The sequence below is a fragment of the Curtobacterium sp. 458 genome (genome assembly GCF_030406605.1).
In the GTDB taxonomy this organism is placed as follows: Bacteria; Actinomycetota; Actinomycetes; order Actinomycetales; family Microbacteriaceae; genus Curtobacterium.
The window spans coordinates 1,930,017-1,947,012 of sequence record NZ_CP129104.1 but is presented as its reverse complement, the minus strand read 5'-3'; the positions used below and the strand labels follow the sequence as shown (position 1 = coordinate 1,947,012).

Here is a 16,996-nt window from a genome sequence, read left to right as displayed (position 1 = left end):
CGCTAGAGCGAGAAGCCGCCGTCGGACGTGAGGACCTGCCCCACCACCCAGCTCCCCGACGACGTCGCCAACCAGCCGATGAGCTCGGCGGGGTCCTGCGGCGTCCCGACCCGGCCGAACGGCGTGCTCGCGAGGTACTCCTGCAGCCCGTCGAGCGACCGGTCGGTGGTCTCCGGGTCCATGTAACCCGTGTTCACCGGCCCCGGGTTGACCGTGTTGAGCACGATGCCGAGCTCGAGCAGCTCCTTCGCCACGGTGGCGGTCACCCCGGCGAGCGCGGCCTTGCTCGCGGCGTACGCGACCTCACCGATCATCGCCCCGTGGATCTGGCCGGAGGTCATCCAGAACACGTGACCCTGCGCCTCGGTGTAGGGACCCGACCCGGTGATCCGGTCCCCCGGTCGCCGCGGCTCGTCCGTCCGCGGTGCTCGCCGTCGGGCGAACTCGGCGGTGAGCAGGAGCGTCGCGCGGGTGTTGACCTCCCAGAACGCGCTGAGCCGCTCGGGGGTCATGTCGAGGATGCTGCCGTCGTCGCCGCTCTTGGCGTGGTTGCAGACGAGCACGTCGAGGCGGCCGGTGAGCGCCGTCGCGGTGTCGATGAGCCCGGGGATCGTCGACGGGTCGGACAGGTCGCCGGGGACGTCCGTGAACCGGGCTCCCTCGGTCAGGTGGGCGCGGAGCCCGTCACGAACGGAGTCGAGGTCGTCACCACCCCACGGGAGGTCGAGGTCGTGCGGCCGGTGGTGGTGGACGACGATGCTGGCGCCGAGGTCGGCGAGCTTCGACGCGACGGCGAACCCGATGCCCCGACGCCGCGAGACGCCGGTGACGAGGGCCGTCTTGCCGGCCAGGGGTAGGGACCGATGCAGGGGCAGTGCGGAGGAGGGCATGGTGAACCTTTCGACGGCGCCGAGCGGCGCACGGGTGGGAGTCGAAGAACGGTTCAGCGGCACTGCATGTCCGTCACCCTACACAGACCGGGCCACCCGCAGAACCGCCGTGGAGTCGGGGGACGCACCGGGCCACCGGTCGCACGCTCGCGTACCGTCCGCGGCATGACCGACCAGCGCCGCCGCCTGATCCTGCCGGGCCAGTACGGCCCGGACTTCGACGACGGCGGTCCGCTCCTCGTGGTCGAGGCGCGGGAGTTCCTCACCGCGAGGCCGATGCACCGTGCCAAGGCGCACCTGTGGTTGAGCGCCCTCCGGCACCTCGTGCACGATCTCCACGAGCGCGGCGAGGGCGACCGGGTCGAGCACGTGCAGGTCGACGCGCTGAAGGACGCGCTCGTCGGCCGGGACGACCTCGAGGTCGTGGACCCGCCGTCCCGCACGCTCCGGGCGCAGGTGCGGCACTGGGGCAAGGGCACCGAGGTGCTGCCGAGCCGCGGGTTCGTCACCGACGAGGACGAGTTCGCCGAGTGGGCCGCGCAGGGCACCGGCCGCTTCCGGATGGAGGCGTTCTACGAGCGGGTCCGCAAGCGCGAGGGTTGGTTGATGCGCTCGGACAAGCCGATCGGCGGGAAGTTCAGCCTCGACGACCAGAACCGCGAGTCCCCGCCGAAGGGTGCGACGACGCTCGGGCTCCCCGACCCGTGGTGGCCCGAGGAGGACGACGTCGACGCCGAGGTCCGGCGTGACCTCGACCGATGGGAGCGGGACGGGCTCGCGCGGTTCGTCGGCGCCGACGACCGACGCCGGTTCGCGGTCACCCCGGCGGAGGCGCAGCACGCCCTCGACGACTTCGTCCGCACCCGGCTGAACGACTTCGGGCCGTTCGAGGACGCCACGCTCACGGACGACTGGACGATGGCGCACTCGCTGCTCAGCGTGCCGATGAACCTCGGCGTCCTCGACCCGCGCGACGCGATCGAGGCCGCCCTCGTGGCGCACCGCGACGACGACGCGCCGCTCGCGAGCGTCGAGGGCTTCGTCCGGCAGATCGCCGGGTGGCGCGACTACGTCTGGCACCTCTACTGGTGGTTCGGCGACGACTACGGCGCGTCCGAGAACGCCCTCGACGCCCACGAGCGGCTCCCCCGCTGGTGGAAGGAGCTCGACGCGTCGGAGATCGACGCGGCCTGTCTGCACACCGCGATCGACGGCCTGCACGAGCACGGCTGGCTGCACCACATCCAGCGGCTCATGGTGCTCGGCAACTTCGCCCTGCAGCGTGGCTACGACCCGGTGCACCTGACCGAGTGGTTCACCGACGTCTTCGTGGACGGGACCGACTGGGTGATGCCCGCGAACATCATCGGGATGTCGCAGCACGCGGACGGCGGGATGGTCGCCACGAAGCCGTACGCCTCCGGCGGGCGCTACATCGACCGGATGTCGGACCACTGCGGCGGCTGCCGGTACGACCCGACGAAGCGGGTCGGCGAGGACGCCTGCCCGTTCACGGCCGGCTACTGGGCGTTCCTCGCGCGGACGGAACCCGCGCTGCGGAACAACAACCGCATGGCGCGTCCCCTGCAGCAGATGCGCAAGCTGGCGGACCTCGACGAGGTGATCGCCCAGGAGGCGCGGCGCGGCACGCCCTGACGACGCACGTCCGGAGGGTGGGCCGTCGCGGCGGGGCCGACCCGTGCCTCCCGTCCGGTGTCCGCGGCGCTGAGCGGGCGCTGTCGCGCCCGCGCAGGCTCCCGATAGTGTCGGGGTCGTGAGCAGCGACGCATTCGACGAACGGTACGAGCTGCGCACCATCGCGCCGGCGCTGGACGAGCAGGGGGCTCCCACCGCGGAGACCACCGCGTGGATGCGCGCGGTCAACCTGGGCTTCCACGAGACCGATGCGACGCCCGAGCACGCAGCGCGCGCCGTCGGCGAGTTCGCCGCGGACGACCAGACGTGGCTCGGTGCGTACGTCCGACACCCGCTGCCCGGCTCCGTCGACGAGACCTGGCCCGCCGGCACCTTCGCCTGGTTCCGCAAGGCGCTCAGCTGGGGTGACGGCTCGACGGTCGACACGCAGGCGATCAGCGCCGTGACCGTCCGACCCACCGAGCGGCGACGCGGGATCCTCCGCGCGATGATGACCCGTGCGCTCGAGCAGGGCGTCGCCGAGGGGTACGCGATGGCGTCGCTCACCGCCTCCGAGGGCACGATCTACCGGCGGTTCGGGTTCGGCAGCGCCATCCGCGAGCGCGCCGTCCGCGTCCGTCGTGCCCGCGCGCTGCCGCTGCTCGCGCCGACCTCGGGCACCGTCACGGTCGTCACGCCCGAATGGCTCGAGGCCGGCCCCGCCCGCGAGGTCTTCGCCCGGTTCGACGCCTGTACGCCGGGGTCGATGGTGCGGAACACGGGGACGTGGCCCGTCGCGCTCGGGCTCCGCGGGTACGACGGCGAGCCCGCGAAGGACGTGCGGGCTGCCGTGCACAGGCCGTCTGGTGTGGACGAGGTCGACGGCTACGTGACCTGGCGGGTCAAGGAAGGCCACGGTCGCGACGACGACACCGTCCTCGAGATCGTCGACCTCGTCTACGCCACCGACGAGGCCTACCTGTCGCTCTGGGAGTTCCTGCTCTCGATCGACCTCAACGACGTCGTGCGGTACAACCGCTCGCGGCTGGACGACCCGATCGTTGCGGCGCTCGGCGACAACCGGGCGTACGACGTCGAGCACGAGGAGGACCACGTCTGGCTGCGCGTCCTCGACGTCGCCCGCGTCCTGGAGTCGCGGCCGTACGCCGTCGACGGGTCGCTGACGCTGGCGGTCTCCGACGCGATGGGGTTCGCTGCCGGGACGTACCGGCTCGACGTGGTCGACGGGCGCGGATCCGTCACGCGGATCGCAGACACTCCCGACGGGGACGCCGACGGCGCTGCCGACGTGCGTCTCGACGTCGCCGACCTCGGTGCGGTGCTCATCGGGTCGGTGTCGCCCACGACGCTCGCGGCCGCCGGGCTCATCCAGGCAGACGACCCGACCGCGGTCACCCGGCTGCGCGCGATGCTGCTGCCGGAGCGGACGCCGCACGGGATCACGTACTTCTGATGGGTGCGGGGGCGTCGTCTGGTGCGCGCGCGTCGGCTCAGTCGAGTGCCGGGCCGTCCGACGTCGCCCGCGCGATGGCCCGTGCGCGGCAGGCCGTCGCAGTGCTCGCCAGCCCGACGCTCCGGGCCGCGCTGGTCGGCGACGGCGAGCTCGACGACCGGACCCGCGCGGCCGTCGACGCGTTCGACTGGGTGGACGAGCACGGTCCGGACCGAGCACTGCTCGGGTCGACCGCGCGGACACTGCAGCTGCTGCAGGCGCCCGCTGCGGCCCTCGAGTTCGACCGGATCGCGCGGATGCCGCACGCTGAGGCCGAGCGCGTCCCGCTGTCCCTCCGCATCGTCGGGATCGTGGGCGATCGTCTGGGTCGTACGCGGCCCCTGACCGAGCCGGTGCTCAATGCTGCCATCGCGATGTTCGCGGAGGACGTCGCGGTCGTCCGGCGGGACGCGGTGGACCAGGGGCTGCTCGAGCGGACCGAGGACGGGGCGTCCTACCGGTTCGTCGGCTGAAGCACAACGCGGTCGAGGCTCGTCACCGGGACGACGACCGGCCACGGTTCTCCGTCGAGGAGCACGGACCGGAGGCCGAGCGGCAGGTCGGGGGCGTCGTCCTCGGTGACGATCGAGCCCTCGAGTCCGATCAGGTGCCCGGAGCCGCGGCTGTAGCGCACGCGGTCCCCGATGACCGGCAGGATGACGGTGTCGGACACGGACTCGAAGTCGTCCTCGTGGACGAGCGCGAGTGCGAGTGCGAGCTCGCGGCGGTCGAACACAGTGGGATCATCGAGCGCGTCGGGCTCGTCGACTTCGTCGACGGCGTTCAGCGGGATGGCGAGCAACACGGCGCACACCCTTCCGCCTCGTCGCGGGGATGGTGCTTCGCGTGGTGGTCCATCGGGTCGCCTTCGGGTCGGCTCCTCGCGGCCTCGGATCGGGCCGTGCGGGGACCGTACGTCCGTACAGGTCCCTACCGCGAGGGATGCTCGACGACTTTGCGGGAACCTGCACCGGTGTGGCCTCGCGGCGTCGCGCGATCGCGGTGGTGTGTGGTGCGATGCGCTGGAAGCGCGGTAGCCTCCGCGCCATGGACGACGTCGTCGACTGGCTGCTCGACTCCGATCCCGCGATCCGCTGGCAGGTGGAGCGGGACCTCGTCGGTGCGCCGGTCGAGGTCTGGCGGGCCACCCGCGCTCGCGTCGCCACGGAGGGGTTCGGCGCCGCGCTGCTCACCCACCAAGACGGCGACGGGCAGTGGGCCGGTGGCGCGTACTTCCCCGCCGACTTCGACCCCGACGGCCCCGAGGCATCGGCGCCCGGGCAGCCGTACACGGCGACCACGTGGGCACTCAAGGACCTGCGCGAGTGGGGACTCGGCGCCGCGGTCCTCGGAGACACCGCCGCACGCGTCGACGCGAACAGCCGGTGGGAGTACGACGACCTGCCCTACTGGGGCGGCGAGGTCGACTGCTGCATCAACGCCTTCACCCTCGCGAACGGCGCGTGGCTCGGAGCCGACGTCGACGGGATCGCGCAGTGGCTCCTCGACCACCAGATGGACGACGGCGGGTGGAACTGCTCCTGGGTCGACGGCTCCACCGTCTCGTCGTTCCACTCGACGCTCAACGTGATCGAGGGCCTCCTGCAGCACGAGGTCCTGACCGACGGGCGGCACCCGCTCGCCGCGGACCTCCGCGCAGCCCGACACCGGGGCGCCGAGTACCTGCTCGACCGTCGGCTGCTCCACCGGAAGTCCGACGGAGCGCTCGTCGGCTCGTGGGCGACCGAGTTCGCGTACCCGTTCCGGTGGAAGTACACCGTGCTCCGCGCGACCGACCACCTCCGGGCGGCGGCACTCCGGGACGGCACAGCACCCGACCCGCGCGCGGCCGAAGCGATCGAGGTCGTCCGCGCTGCCCGCGGTTCGGACGGACGATGGGTGCAGGGCGACCGACCACCGGGTCGGCAGTGGCTCGAGGTCGACGTCCCCGCGGGCGAGCCATCGCGGTGGCTCACGCTCGTCGGGACGCGGGTGCTGCGGTGGTGGGACGCTCCCGTCACTCCGTGAGCAAGGACTCTTCGGGGCGTCCGTACACGCGACCGTCATCGAGACACTTCGCGGACCACTCATGTGAGACGAGCTGGAGCGCAGGCGCTGGAGGTACGAACACGCGCACGTTCCTGTCCGCTGAAGGACCGCATTCGACGCGCACCGTTCAGCGGCCGCGCCGCCGGCTGGAACCTCGCCCTCATCTGGGTCGTCATCGTCGTCGGTCTGCTGAGCGCCATCGTCTGCGTCGGGTTCATCCTCAACGAGAGCCTCATCTCGTACAGCACCTGCTCGAACCGAGATGATGGCTGCAGCGGAGGGGATGCAGGCTGGTTCACCGGCATGGGCCTCACCTTCTTCGGCGGGTTCGCCGCCGTCATCACCGCCGGCGCTGCAGGCATCCGCTCCCACACCCGCAGGACCGGTGTCTGCTACCCACTCGGTGGCCTCGGCGCGCTCCTCCTGATCACCGCAGCCGGGTACGTCCTCCTCACGGCCCTGACCCTGACCTAGCCGGATCTTGCTGGTTCGGTCAGCGCCTCCGAGAGTCGATGCGCGCGGCGAAGTTCCTCGCCTGCGTCTCTCCTGCTGACGGGAGCGGGATGCTGCTGATTCCGTCTGTCAGCGTCTTCGTCAGGAGCCGCTCGCCGACCCGTAGTCTCGTCCCGTGACGGATCGGTTCTGGCATCAGCGCGATCCGATGGAGGTCCGTGACCGCGATGGTTCGGGGCGAGCGTCGGCCGGGTGGGTGGCTCTCGCACTCGTGGTGCTCTATTCCGCGGTGCTGGCGCTCGTGCTCTCCGTCTCGAACGGCGTCAGTGCGGCGGATCTCGCTGGCGCGGGCGCCGCACGGCACCCCTTCGACGACCCTCCGGTCCTGGTCGCGCGAGCGGAGTTCGTGGTCGGGCTCGTCGCTGTCGCCGCGCTCCCCACCGCACTCACCGTGATCGCGCTCGGGTACCGCGGCGTGGTGCGAGGCTGGGTCGCCGGCCGTCGAGTCGGCTGGGTCGCGCTGGTCATCGGCGGGGTCGGTCTGCTCCCCGCGTTCCTCGCCTCCGCGCTGGGGGTCCTCGTCTGCATCCTGGACGGAGGTGCGATCGCCGCCTGATGGCAGGCGGGAGACGTCCGGCCGGTACGGTCGGCACATGGACGACATCGCATGGAGTGCCGGGACGTGGAGCAACCCGCCCGTCGCGGTAGCGACCTCGGAAGACGGCATCCGCGTCAGCGCCGCGGAGGGCAGTGATGCCTGGCGGCTGACCTCCTACGGGTTCGTGCACGACACCGAGCACGCACTCCTGGCCCCGTTCACGAACGGCACCGCGATGGAGGTGACCTTCCGTTTGGACCTCGCCGAGCAGTTCGACCAGGCGGGGATCTTCGTCTCGGTCGACGAGGCGACCTGGATCAAGGCCGGGGTCGAGCGGAGCGACGGTGAGGACTGCCTCGGCGCTGTGGTCACGCGAGGGTTCTCGGACTGGTCCTTGTCCCCGGCCCCGGAGTGGCACGGCAGGCTCGTCACGATCCGCGCCAGTCGGTCTGACGACGCGCTCACGGTCCGCGCCCGCGTCGAGGACGAGCCGTGGCGGTTGGTGCGCGTCGCCCCGCTGGACGAGCGAGCCGTGGTCACTGCCGGGCCGATGTGCTGCGCACCGTCGCGTCCGGGCTTCGAGGTGCACTTCACCGCGTGGCAGACCGGCCCGGCTGACGGCAGTCTGCACGCGGACTGACGACGCAGCACCGCTTCGTGTCCACGGCACCAGCTAGCGGCTGGTCCTCCGCCGGACCTGCCGGAGGACGGCGCGCTCCTCGGAGGCGCTGAGACCTGAGCGGCGGACCCGATCGAGACTGCGAGCGCGCTCGTCCTCGAGCACCGAGCGCGCCGTTGCTCCCAACGGCCGTACCCGACCTCCCGTGCGTGAGAAGGCGCACGACGACCGCTGCGCGAAGGCGGCATCCGATAGTGGAAGCCACAACGGGAGGGATCGCGGCCCCGCCCAGTAGCGAACAGCGTGTGCGAGCAACTCACTGTCCTCGACCTCGACGAGTTCGCCGTTGAAGCCGGTGACGCTCGCCACGGTCCGGAGGAAGTCGGCCAAGGCGACTGACTCCCCCACGGCGTTGACCACGCCGCTGTGACCGGCTCGTGCTGCCTGCCCGATCCAGGCTGCCAGGTCGGCGACGTCGATGACCTGCACGAAGCGGCCCGACGTCGTCGGGGTCAGGACGGGTCCGGTCCCGCTCAGCCGCGCGGGCCAGTACCCGAACCGGTCGCTGGGGTCGCCGGGACCGACGATGAGGCCGGGTCGACCGATCAACAGCCGGGACCCGAGACGAGCGGCGGAGCTGCGTTCGGCCGCCACCTTCGCATCCGCGTACTTCGACAGGTCCGTCGGCTCGACGACGTCGGCTGTCTCGTCCGCCCCGGGTTCGTCGTTGCGGGCGTACACGGACGCGGTGGACACCAGTGTCCAGTGCGCCGCGGCGTCAGCGAGGGCGTCGAGGGCAGGCTCGACGAGGTCCAGCTCGTGCGAGAGCTCGATGACCTCGTCCCACTCGCCGTGCACGGCCTTGTACGCACCCGGCGACAGGCGATCAGCCCGGACGAGACGAGCACCCTCCGGGACGGTCCCCGACTCCCCTCGAGCGAGACACGTGACCTCGGCACCTCCTTCGAGGAGGTGTTCGACCACCGCTCGTCCGGCCCACCCTGTCCCGCCCAGCACCAGTGCTCGCATGGACCCAGTCAAGCGTGCCGTCAGAACCAGCGGAGCAGGAACTGTTCGAGGACGTTCCGCGCGACCCCCACCACTCCGGGCACCGGTTCTCCGGAGACCCGGCCGACGCTCCTGAGGAGCGCACGCTGCGCAGCCTCGTACTCGTCACGCTCGGTGTCGGTGTACGTGTCCGGCGCGTCAGTCCGGCTCGTGCCCAGGGCTGCCAGCCGGCGCATGCCGTGGCGGAACCCGACCGGTCGTGGCGCAGCCTCGATCAGCTGCAGCAGGCGCGCGTGCGAGTAGTGCTCTGGACAGCGAGCAGCCCGCCCGATGAGGTCGGTGAGTCCTCGGAGCCCCGCTTCGGTCGAGACCGACCGGACCTGTACGAGCCGAGCACGGCTGCACAGGTCGTACAAGAGCGCTTCGTCCATGCAGTCCCCCTCGCCGCGCCACCATCTTGGCACGACGAGCCCTTCCGCTAGTACCTGCATGTGCACGTAGACAAGCAGCCTTGCGGACTCAGCCCGGAGTCCGAGTACGTCGAGCTCGCGGTGGAGGTGTTCGCCATGCTCGCGGACGCGACCCGCGTGAAGATCATCCTCGCGTTGCGGAACAGCGACGAGCTTTCGGTGAACCGCCTCGCAGAGGTCGTCGGCAAGAGCGCCCCGGCCGTGTCGCAGCACCTGGCGAAGCTCCGCCTGGCGCGGATGGTGTCGACCCGCCGCGAAGGCACGACGGTGTTCTACCGGCTGACCGACGAGCACGCTTCGGAGCTGGTCATCGACGCGGTCAAGCAGGCCGAGCACGTGGTCGGTCACGCACCCCACCACCAGCAGGCCTCCTCATGACGGACCACACGCACACCCACACGGACCGCAACGACCACGGGCACGACCACCACCACGACCATCCGCACGGCGGGGCGAAGGGGTTCCTGTACGACCTGTTCGTTCCGCACACGCACGACTCGGCGGACTCGATCGACGACGCGATGGAGGCCAGCACCGCCGGCGTCCGCGCCCTGAAGATCAGCCTGTTCGTCCTGTTGGCCACGACGGTCTTGCAGGCGGTGATCGTCGCGTTCACCGGGTCGATCGCGCTGCTCGCGGACACGATCCACAACTTCGCCGACGCCTTGACCGCGGTGCCGCTCTGGATCGCGTTCGTCCTCGGACGCCGCGTCGCGAACCGCCGCTACACGTACGGCTACGGCCGAGCGGAAGACCTCGCGGGCATGTTCATCGTGTTCGTCGTCGCCCTCTCCGCCGTCGTCGCTGGCTGGCAGGCGGTCGACCGCTTCATCGATCCTCGGCCGATCGAGCACCCATGGCTGCTCGTCGCCGCCGGACTCATCGGCTTCGCCGGCAACGAGGCCGTGGCGGTCTACCGCATCCGCGTCGGCCAGAAGATCGGCTCCGCGGCACTCGTCGCCGACGGCGTGCACGCGCGCCTCGACGGGTTCACGTCCTTGTCCGTCGTCCTCGGAGCGGTCGGCGTCCTCGTCGGCTTCCCGATCGCGGACCCGATCATCGGCCTGCTCATCTCGGTGTCGATCATGGCGCTGCTCTGGGGAACGGTGAAGTCCATCGGCGCCCGCCTCATGGACGCCATCGACCCGGGCCTCGTCAGCAGGACCGAGCACGCGCTCGAACACACCCCGGGCGTCGAAGCCGTCCGCGACGTCCGACTCCGTTGGGTCGGCCACCGCCTGACCGGCTCCGCCACGGTCGAGGTGGCGGCGCCGTCCCTGCACGAGGCCGCGGACGTCGCCGCGCACGCCGCCGAACACGTGCACGAAGCGATCGGCAACGTCGACGAGTTCACGGTGGTGCCCGCCGTCCACGCGCACCAGCACTGAGTCGACGTGCCGCCGCCGTGCACGCCGGACGTAGGGTGAGGTGTGCACTGGGGGACGAGCGGACTGCGGGACGAGCAGGTCGCCTTCCTGCAGTCGGTCTTCGACGATCCGGTCCTCGTGGCCGATGACTCGTGGGGACTGCTGGACACGCGAGTGCTCCACGTCCGTGACGCCGCCGGCGACTACGTCGTCAAGGCCTCGGGACCGGACAACGCGCACTTCCCCCGGGAGCTCGCGGCTCACCGCGACGGCTGGACGAGCGTCCTCGGCGCCCGGACCTCCCGCCTCGTCGCCGCGGACGAGGACGCACGCGTGCTGGTCCTCGATCGACTCCCGGGTCGGCTCGCGCTCGGGTCGCCCCACGAGGACGACCCCGACGTCCACCGGCAGGCCGGCACCGTCCTGCGACGGTTCCACCAGCAGTCCGCCCGCGAGGACCCGCAGTACCTCGACCGCGAGCGGGACAAGGTGCTCCGGCTGCTCGACGACCCGCACCGCATCGATGCGGACACGGCCGAGCGGGTCCGAGCGCTGTTCGAGACGTGGGTGCCGCACCCGGTGACGGTCGTCCCCACGCACGGCGACTGGCACCCGCGGAACTGGCTGGTCGACCGGGGCCGTCTCCTCGCCATCGACTACGGTCGCTTCGCGCTCCGCCCGGCAGCCACGGACTGCACCAGGCTCGCCGTCCTGTACTGGGAGCGGCGCCCCGAGCTCGAGCGGGCGTTCCTCGACGGGTACGGGGAGGATCCCCGCGACCCCGAGGACTGGCGCTGGCTGCAGCTCCGGGAGGCCGTCGGCACCGCGGTGTGGGCGTATGCGGTGCACGACGAGGCGTTCGAAGCGCAGGGCCACCGGATGCTGCGCGACGCGCTCACCGCGTTCTGACCTGCCCGCACTCGATCGCACCGGAGCAGGATGGGCAGATGGCGTTCATCTCGGACCGGTGGGTCGAGCGTCTGCGTGACGGCACCGCCGCTCCGTCGTGGCCGATCCACCTGGTCGCACTGGTCCTCGTGCTGGGGGCACCTGCGCTCATCGTCGCCGAGCTCCGGTCCCCGGCCTTCGTCGCGGAGATGGCCCGCAGCAGTCGGGTCGGGAGCGTCGTCCTGGTCGAGGCGTTCGTGGTCGTCGTCGGCTTCGCCATGTCGATCGGCACGTGGTGGAGCGGCCGACGCGATCGTCGGGTCCTCGCCCGGATGCGTGCGAGCAGCCACCGACCGGCGTTCTTCCTCCCGGTGCTGACGAAGGGCATCCGCGCCAGCGAGGACCTCCCCCGCCCGCGTCCGGAGGTCTGGACCTTCGACACGGCGGGACTGCACGGGTGGACGCCCGAACGGGACGGCCCGGTGCTCGACGTGCCCTGGTCGCGCATCCACCGGGTCGGGCTCGCGACGAAGGACTCCCGCGGCACCCGGGTCGACTACGCCCTGTGGTTCGGCCTCGACGGCGGCGACCCGCTCGTCCTCGCACCGCGGACCGCCCTCGGACGTCCGTTCGGGGCCGGGCCGGGCGGCCTCGAGACCCTCCTCCCCGTGGTGCGGGCGCTGCGGCGGGAGCTGGACCACCGGCCACGATCCCGCAGCACGGCTCGCTAGGGTGACGACCGTGACGACGGACGAGCCGAGCACCACGACCGCGCCCGACGCCCGAGGCGGTGCGACCCGTCGGACACTCCTGTCGGTCCTGCCGCTGACGACCGCGTGGGCCGGTGCCGCGGCCGTCGTCGCCGTCCCCGTCGTCTGGACGATCGTGGGCGCGGTCGTCGAACAGTCCCCCGAAAGGCTGACCTTCATCGTCCTCCTCGTCCCCGTGATGCTCTTCGCGGCCATCGGCGCCCTCCTCTACGGGTTCGCGGCAGGGGCCCTCGCTGCGCTGCCCGACTGGTTCCTGCGTCGGCGGTCGCCGAGCGCCGTCGGTGCCGTCAGCTCGGTCGTCATCCTGACGGCGGTCGTCTCGGCGACGTTCGGGTGCCTCGCGCTGTTCTCCGGGGTGTCCGCGGCTCTGCCGGTGTCAGGGTGGGGATGGCTGGCGCTCGTGGCGGCCGCGACGGCGGCCGCCACGAGCGCGGTCGTCGCGCGCCACCGTCGGCGGGAGCGGCGCGCTGCGGTGACCAGCCTGGAGGCGCGACCCGCCTGACGGACGCCGGTCGCGCCTCCAGGCCGTCGCCGGACGGCCGTCGGTCCGGTCCGGCTGCTCCCGACGCGACCCGCCTGACGGACGCCGCTCCCGCGGCCGCGCGGGGTAGCGTGAGGTCATGGGGAACGACGACGGTCCGCAGCGCAGCGGCTCCCCGTTCGTCCCCGTCGCCGCGTTCGCCCTCGGGGCGCTGGTCGTCGTCGCCGCCGGACTCGGAGCGCGTCCCGTCCTGACCGGTGCGCGCTGGTCCCCGACGGTCGCCCCCGCCCGCCCACCAGCCGTCGTGTCGACCGCGTCGCCGCCACCCGCGACGAACGAGCCGCAGCCGCCCGGCGCCCGCGCGGCCCAGCACGTCGACACGACCTGGGTCCTCGTCGTCTTCGCGGTCGTCGTGGTCGCGCTGCTGGTGCTCGTGGTCGTGCACCTGCTGCGGAAGCGTCGTCGTCGTGGACGTCCGGAGGAGATCGGGGTCGCCGGCCTCACGGTCGCGGTGGCGGCCGAACCGTCCGCCGAGGTCGGTCGACAGCACCTCCGCCGCGGGATCGGCCGTGCGCTCGAGGTGCTGTCGGCGCCACGCGACCCGTCCGACGCCGTCACCGCTGCGTGGCTCGGTCTGCAGGAGTCCGCCGAGGACGCCGGGTTCCGTCGGGGCGCAGCGGAGACGCCGACCGAGTTCACGACGCGGATCCTCCGACGACTCGACGTCGACGAGACCGCCCTCGCGACCCTGCGTCGCTGCTACCTCGCGGTGCGGTTCGGCGGGAGTCCGGCGAGCGACGCCGACGTCGCCGCCGTCCGCGCCGCACTGCGCACGCTCGACGCACAGTGGGCCGACGCCCCGACGGGCCGATCGTGAACCGCCGCCGCACCACCGGGGTGCTCGTGCTCGCCGTCGTCGCGGCCGCGATCACCTGGTTCTTCGGTGTCGGCGTCCTGCAGTCGCTCGCCGTCGGCGGCGCCGTCGCCGCGGTGGGTCTGACGTGGAGCGCGGTCCGCGAGGACGTCCCGCTGACCTGGCCCGTGCCTCCCGTCCGCTCCGAACCCGGCGCACGACGTGAGCTCGCCGAGACGGCGTGGGCGTTGCGCGCCCGCGGCGGCGTGCCGGAGCGGACGCTCGCCCGCGCCCGCGCGGTGGCTCGGCACCGCCTGCGGACGCTGCACCGACTCGACCTGGACGACCCGGCCGACCGGACGGCCATCGAGGCGGTCCTGCCGCCGGGCGTGGTCGCCGTCCTGGTGCGCGAGCGGCGGACCGAGATCGACCTCACCACCTTCGCGAGCGTCCTCACCGCGCTCGAGACCCTGGAACCCACGACCGAGAGGCACCCGTGACCGACACCCCGCCGCAGAGCGCCCAGCCGCTGCCCATCGCCGACGTCGCCGCGCGCTCCCACGACGTCCTCGACACGGTCGGCGCGGTCGTCGTCGGGATGCGGGAGTCCCTCGAGCTGGCGTTCGCGAGCATCCTCGCCGGCGGTCACGTCCTGTTCGAGGACGTCCCCGGACTCGGCAAGACGCTCGCGGCGCGGAGCCTCGCCGCCGCCTGCGGACTCGACTTCCGTCGGCTGCAGTGCACCCCGGACCTCCTGCCGGCCGACATCACCGGGTCGTTCGTCTACGCCCCGTCGACCGCCGACTTCGTCTTCCGGCCGGGCCCCGTCTTCACCGGGATGTTCCTCGCCGACGAGATCAACCGCACGTCACCGAAGACCCAGTCGGCGCTCCTCGAGGCGATGGCCGAAGGACAGGTCACGGTCGAGGGCGAGGGCTTCCCGCTCCCCCGGCCCTTCCACGTCGTCGCGACGTCGAACCCGATCGAGTACGAGGGCACCTACGCCCTGCCGGAGGCGCAGCTCGACCGTTTCATGGTCCGCCTCTCGGTCGGCTACCCCACCCGCGAGGGCGAGCAGCAGGTCCTCCTCAACCGGATCGGGCGACGGCAGGAGGTCGCGACGGTCCCGGCGGTGGTCGACGCGGCCGACATGCTGCGCATGCAGGCCACGGTCGAGAGCGTGCACGTCGACGAGGACATCGCGCTCTACTGCGTCGACCTCGCGGCCGCGACACGGACCCACCGCGACGTGCAGGTCGGGTCGTCGCCGCGCGGGGCGCAGGCGCTCATGCTCGTCGGCCGTGCGCGGGCGGTCATGGACGGGCGCGACTTCGTCACGCCGGAGGACGTCAAGACCGCTGCGGTCGCGGTGCTCGCGCACCGGATCTCGTTGACGCCGCAGGCGTGGGCGAACGGGGTGGACCCGGCGGTGATCGTGCGGGGCATCGTCGCGCAGGTGGCCGGGCCGCCGGTCGTCGGGGCGGCGGGCGTCCCCGGCGGTACCGGCGGGTCCGGTGCTGCCGGCCTGGAGGCACGGTGAGCGTTCCGGACGGACCGTCGGCCCGCCCCGTGGCCGCGTCCACGCCGCTCTGGGTACGGAACCCCGCACTCGTCTTCGGGCTCGCCGCCGGTGTGTTCCTCGCCGGGCTCGGCCTCGTCACCGGACGTCCCGAGCTCGTGGTGGTGGCGTTGCCGGCGCTCGTGACCGCAGCGTTCGGCGCCCGCCGTCACCACGCGGCCCCGGCCGGTACGACGATCGAGCTCGCACCCTCCGACTCCGGTCGGGGCGTCGGGTACCGGGCGGAAGTCGCCCTGCCTGCCACCGCCGAGGCCGTCGCCGTCGAGTTCCGCGTCGCCGGCGACCGTCGGCACGTCGTCGTGGTCGGACCTCGCCGTGCGGTGCACCTCACCGGCACCGTCCCGGTCACGCACTCCGGACCCCAGGAGGTCCTGCGGACACACCTGTCGCTCCTCGGCCGGGGCGGCACCGCGGTCTCGGTGCCCGACGCCGGTCCGGTGCGGTCCGCGGTCGTCCCGCCCCCGCACCTCCGGATGCAGCACCTCCCGATGCCGAAGAGGGTGACGGGCATCACGGGAGCGCACGACTCCACCCGTCCCGGCGACGGCGGCGAGTTCCGCGACGTCGCCCTCTTCGCCCCGGGCGACCGGCTCCGGCGCATCGACTGGCGACGCACCGCACGGCGGGCCGAGCGCCCGGGTGACCTCTACGTGCGCCGGACCTTCGCGACGGCGGACGCCCTCGTCGTCCTCGTGCTCGACGGCCGGGACGACCTCGGCGCGGACGTCACGGAGTGGAGCGGCGCCCGGCACGGCAGCCGTGACGCGACCTCGCTCGACCTCGCGCGCGAAGCCGCCGTGTCCCTCGCCACCGCGTACGTCGGGGCCGGCGACCGGGTCGGCTTCCGCGACCTCGCCGGCACCGCGCGGTCGGTCGAACCCGGCGGCGGCACCCGGCACCTCGAGCGGCTCCGCTCGACCATCGCCGCGGTGACCCCGACCGGTGACGCGACGGCGACGGCGCGCATGCCGCTCGTCCCGGCGGCGTCGCTCGTCGTGGTCCTGTCGACGTTCCTCGACGACCAGGCGGCGACGATGGCGATGACGTGGGCCGCCACGGGGCACCGCGTCGTGGCCGTCGACGTGCTCCCGACGCCCGACGACCGGCGGGCGAGCCGTCACGAGCGCGCGGCGTCCCGGCTCCTCACGCTCGAACGTGCCGACCGGTTCACGGAGATGACCGCCACCGGCGTCGAACTGATCCGCTGGCGGACCGACGACGGCGATTCCCCCGCCGTGCAGCTCCGCCTGCTGAGCCGCGCTCGGCGGGCCGGATGACGGCCCCCTCGCGGGCGGAGCGGGCAGGCGCCCCGGCGATCGGTCCGGCGGTGCCCGCGTGGTCGATCGGCGCGCTCGGCCTGGTGGCGGGTGTCGTCGGGTCGGTCGTCGTGGTCGGCGCGAGCGGCTGGCTCGTCGTCGCGATCGTCCTCGCGGTGGCCGCCGCGGTCGTGCCCCGCGGCCCGTTCGCGGCGCTCCTCACGGTGCAGCTCGCCCTCGCCGGGATCGACGGGACGGAGCTCCCGGTGCTCCTCCTCACGACGCACCTCCTGCTCGCCACGAGCCTGCTGTGGGCGTGGACGCCGCGGACCGCCCGGGTGCAGCTCCGGGCACTCGTGCCGTCGGCGCTGCGGTTCGTCGCCCTGCAGGTCGGCGCCCAGGTGGTCGCTTTCGTGGTCGTGGCGCTCCTCGGCGGGGCCGGCCCGGTCGGTGGCGTGTGGCTGGCGGTGGCCGGGACGATCGCGCTCCTGGCGCTCACCCTCGGCATGTTCGTGCCGGTGCTGGTGCGCGCCGGCGACGACCCCGAGGGTTGACCGATCCCGCCGT

General features: G+C 72.8%; 21 protein-coding genes. 17 read left to right on the top strand and 4 right to left on the bottom strand.

Annotated elements, in window-relative coordinates:
- Positions 1 to 2: 2 nt before the first annotated feature.
- On the bottom strand, positions 3 to 890 hold the full coding sequence (locus QPJ90_RS09690; RefSeq protein ID WP_290131041.1) for an SDR family oxidoreductase: 888 nt from the start codon (positions 888 to 890) through the stop codon (positions 3 to 5).
- Between the two features lie 165 nt (positions 891 to 1,055).
- Here QPJ90_RS09690 and QPJ90_RS09685 point away from each other — a divergent pair, with 165 nt between their 5' ends.
- From QPJ90_RS09685 to QPJ90_RS09675, 3 genes are all read left to right on the top strand, one after another.
- A complete protein-coding gene (locus tag QPJ90_RS09685) occupies positions 1,056 to 2,546 on the top strand; it encodes a cryptochrome/photolyase family protein (RefSeq protein WP_290131040.1) in 1,491 nt (496 codons plus the stop codon).
- A gap of 118 nt (positions 2,547 to 2,664) precedes the next feature.
- Entirely contained in the window at positions 2,665 to 3,999 is a 1,335-nt protein-coding gene (locus QPJ90_RS09680) for a GNAT family N-acetyltransferase (protein WP_290131039.1), read from the top strand.
- Positions 3,999 to 4,511, top strand: coding sequence for a DUF2087 domain-containing protein (locus QPJ90_RS09675; RefSeq protein ID WP_290131038.1), 513 nt, complete (start codon positions 3,999 to 4,001; stop codon positions 4,509 to 4,511). Before QPJ90_RS09680 ends, QPJ90_RS09675 begins: the two co-directional genes overlap by 1 nt.
- Here the strand turns inward: QPJ90_RS09675 and QPJ90_RS09670 are convergent.
- Positions 4,493 to 4,843 (bottom strand): hypothetical protein, encoded by a 351-nt coding sequence (locus tag QPJ90_RS09670; RefSeq protein ID WP_290131037.1) that lies wholly within the window; start codon positions 4,841 to 4,843, stop codon positions 4,493 to 4,495. The genes QPJ90_RS09675 and QPJ90_RS09670 overlap by 19 nt on opposite strands.
- A gap of 242 nt (positions 4,844 to 5,085) precedes the next feature.
- Here QPJ90_RS09670 and QPJ90_RS09665 point away from each other — a divergent pair, with 242 nt between their 5' ends.
- From QPJ90_RS09665 to QPJ90_RS09650, 4 genes are all read left to right on the top strand, one after another.
- Positions 5,086 to 6,066, top strand: coding sequence for a prenyltransferase/squalene oxidase repeat-containing protein (locus QPJ90_RS09665; RefSeq protein WP_290131036.1), 981 nt, complete (start codon positions 5,086 to 5,088; stop codon positions 6,064 to 6,066).
- A gap of 63 nt (positions 6,067 to 6,129) precedes the next feature.
- On the top strand, positions 6,130 to 6,561 hold the full coding sequence (locus QPJ90_RS09660; RefSeq protein ID WP_290131035.1) for a hypothetical protein: 432 nt from the start codon (positions 6,130 to 6,132) through the stop codon (positions 6,559 to 6,561).
- Between the two features lie 154 nt (positions 6,562 to 6,715).
- Positions 6,716 to 7,156 carry a hypothetical protein gene (locus tag QPJ90_RS09655; protein WP_290131034.1) on the top strand — a complete coding sequence of 147 codons (441 nt, stop codon included), beginning with the start codon at positions 6,716 to 6,718 and terminating at the stop codon, positions 7,154 to 7,156.
- 37 nt (positions 7,157 to 7,193) lie between these two features.
- The gene (locus tag QPJ90_RS09650; protein WP_290131033.1) at positions 7,194 to 7,778 is read left to right on the top strand and encodes a DUF1349 domain-containing protein; all 585 of its coding nucleotides are present in this window, start codon (positions 7,194 to 7,196) and stop codon (positions 7,776 to 7,778) included.
- Positions 7,779 to 7,811: 33 nt separating this feature from the next.
- Here QPJ90_RS09650 and QPJ90_RS09645 read toward each other — a convergent pair whose 3' ends face one another.
- Both QPJ90_RS09645 and QPJ90_RS09640 read right to left on the bottom strand, forming a co-directional pair.
- Complete coding sequence (locus QPJ90_RS09645; protein WP_290131032.1) at positions 7,812 to 8,786, bottom strand: NAD-dependent epimerase/dehydratase family protein; 975 nt, start codon at positions 8,784 to 8,786, stop codon at positions 7,812 to 7,814.
- Positions 8,787 to 8,806: 20 nt separating this feature from the next.
- Positions 8,807 to 9,196 carry a hypothetical protein gene (locus tag QPJ90_RS09640; RefSeq protein WP_290131031.1) on the bottom strand — a complete coding sequence of 130 codons (390 nt, stop codon included), beginning with the start codon at positions 9,194 to 9,196 and terminating at the stop codon, positions 8,807 to 8,809.
- Between the two features lie 60 nt (positions 9,197 to 9,256).
- Here QPJ90_RS09640 and QPJ90_RS09635 point away from each other — a divergent pair, with 60 nt between their 5' ends.
- From QPJ90_RS09635 to QPJ90_RS09590, 10 genes are all read left to right on the top strand, one after another.
- On the top strand, positions 9,257 to 9,613 hold the full coding sequence (locus tag QPJ90_RS09635) for a metalloregulator ArsR/SmtB family transcription factor (RefSeq protein WP_290131030.1): 357 nt from the start codon (positions 9,257 to 9,259) through the stop codon (positions 9,611 to 9,613).
- Entirely contained in the window at positions 9,610 to 10,623 is a 1,014-nt protein-coding gene (locus QPJ90_RS09630; RefSeq protein ID WP_290131029.1) for a cation diffusion facilitator family transporter, read from the top strand. Before QPJ90_RS09635 ends, QPJ90_RS09630 begins: the two co-directional genes overlap by 4 nt.
- Before the next feature lie 42 nt (positions 10,624 to 10,665).
- Positions 10,666 to 11,511 (top strand): aminoglycoside phosphotransferase family protein, encoded by an 846-nt coding sequence (locus QPJ90_RS09625; RefSeq protein ID WP_290131028.1) that lies wholly within the window; start codon positions 10,666 to 10,668, stop codon positions 11,509 to 11,511.
- 38 nt (positions 11,512 to 11,549) lie between these two features.
- Positions 11,550 to 12,221 (top strand): hypothetical protein, encoded by a 672-nt coding sequence (locus tag QPJ90_RS09620; protein WP_290131027.1) that lies wholly within the window; start codon positions 11,550 to 11,552, stop codon positions 12,219 to 12,221.
- A gap of 10 nt (positions 12,222 to 12,231) precedes the next feature.
- Positions 12,232 to 12,762 carry a hypothetical protein gene (locus QPJ90_RS09615; RefSeq protein WP_290131026.1) on the top strand — a complete coding sequence of 177 codons (531 nt, stop codon included), beginning with the start codon at positions 12,232 to 12,234 and terminating at the stop codon, positions 12,760 to 12,762.
- A 118-nt stretch (positions 12,763 to 12,880) separates the two neighbouring features.
- Entirely contained in the window at positions 12,881 to 13,618 is a 738-nt protein-coding gene (locus QPJ90_RS09610) for a DUF4129 domain-containing protein (RefSeq protein WP_290131025.1), read from the top strand.
- A complete protein-coding gene (locus QPJ90_RS09605; RefSeq protein ID WP_290131024.1) occupies positions 13,615 to 14,094 on the top strand; it encodes a hypothetical protein in 480 nt (159 codons plus the stop codon). Before QPJ90_RS09610 ends, QPJ90_RS09605 begins: the two co-directional genes overlap by 4 nt.
- On the top strand, positions 14,091 to 15,134 hold the full coding sequence (locus QPJ90_RS09600) for a MoxR family ATPase (RefSeq protein WP_290131023.1): 1,044 nt from the start codon (positions 14,091 to 14,093) through the stop codon (positions 15,132 to 15,134). The genes QPJ90_RS09605 and QPJ90_RS09600 overlap by 4 nt, the downstream gene beginning before the upstream one ends.
- Positions 15,131 to 16,450: a DUF58 domain-containing protein gene (locus tag QPJ90_RS09595; RefSeq protein WP_290131022.1), complete on the top strand. Its 1,320-nt coding sequence runs from the start codon at positions 15,131 to 15,133 to the stop codon at positions 16,448 to 16,450. Before QPJ90_RS09600 ends, QPJ90_RS09595 begins: the two co-directional genes overlap by 4 nt.
- Complete coding sequence (locus tag QPJ90_RS09590; protein ID WP_290131021.1) at positions 16,447 to 16,983, top strand: hypothetical protein; 537 nt, start codon at positions 16,447 to 16,449, stop codon at positions 16,981 to 16,983. The genes QPJ90_RS09595 and QPJ90_RS09590 overlap by 4 nt, the downstream gene beginning before the upstream one ends.
- Positions 16,984 to 16,996: the final 13 nt, after the last annotated feature.

Excerpts from the sequence above, each read along its gene's own strand:
- QPJ90_RS09645 (WP_290131032.1), bottom strand. The coding sequence starts at position 8,786 with ATGCGAGCACTGGTGCTGGGCGGGACAGGGTGGGCCGGACGAGCGGTG.
- QPJ90_RS09640 (WP_290131031.1), bottom strand. The coding sequence starts at position 9,196 with ATGGACGAAGCGCTCTTGTACGACCTGTGCAGCCGTGCTCGGCTCGTA.
- QPJ90_RS09665 (WP_290131036.1), top strand. The coding sequence starts at position 5,086 with ATGGACGACGTCGTCGACTGGCTGCTCGACTCCGATCCCGCGATCCGC.
- QPJ90_RS09590 (WP_290131021.1), top strand. The coding sequence starts at position 16,447 with ATGACGGCCCCCTCGCGGGCGGAGCGGGCAGGCGCCCCGGCGATCGGT.
- QPJ90_RS09690 (WP_290131041.1), bottom strand. The coding sequence starts at position 890 with ATGCCCTCCTCCGCACTGCCCCTGCATCGGTCCCTACCCCTGGCCGGC.
- QPJ90_RS09675 (WP_290131038.1), top strand. The coding sequence starts at position 3,999 with ATGGGTGCGGGGGCGTCGTCTGGTGCGCGCGCGTCGGCTCAGTCGAGT.
- QPJ90_RS09685 (WP_290131040.1), top strand. The coding sequence starts at position 1,056 with ATGACCGACCAGCGCCGCCGCCTGATCCTGCCGGGCCAGTACGGCCCG.
- QPJ90_RS09630 (WP_290131029.1), top strand. The coding sequence starts at position 9,610 with ATGACGGACCACACGCACACCCACACGGACCGCAACGACCACGGGCAC.
- QPJ90_RS09610 (WP_290131025.1), top strand. The coding sequence starts at position 12,881 with ATGGGGAACGACGACGGTCCGCAGCGCAGCGGCTCCCCGTTCGTCCCC.
- QPJ90_RS09650 (WP_290131033.1), top strand. The coding sequence starts at position 7,194 with ATGGACGACATCGCATGGAGTGCCGGGACGTGGAGCAACCCGCCCGTC.
- QPJ90_RS09620 (WP_290131027.1), top strand. The coding sequence starts at position 11,550 with ATGGCGTTCATCTCGGACCGGTGGGTCGAGCGTCTGCGTGACGGCACC.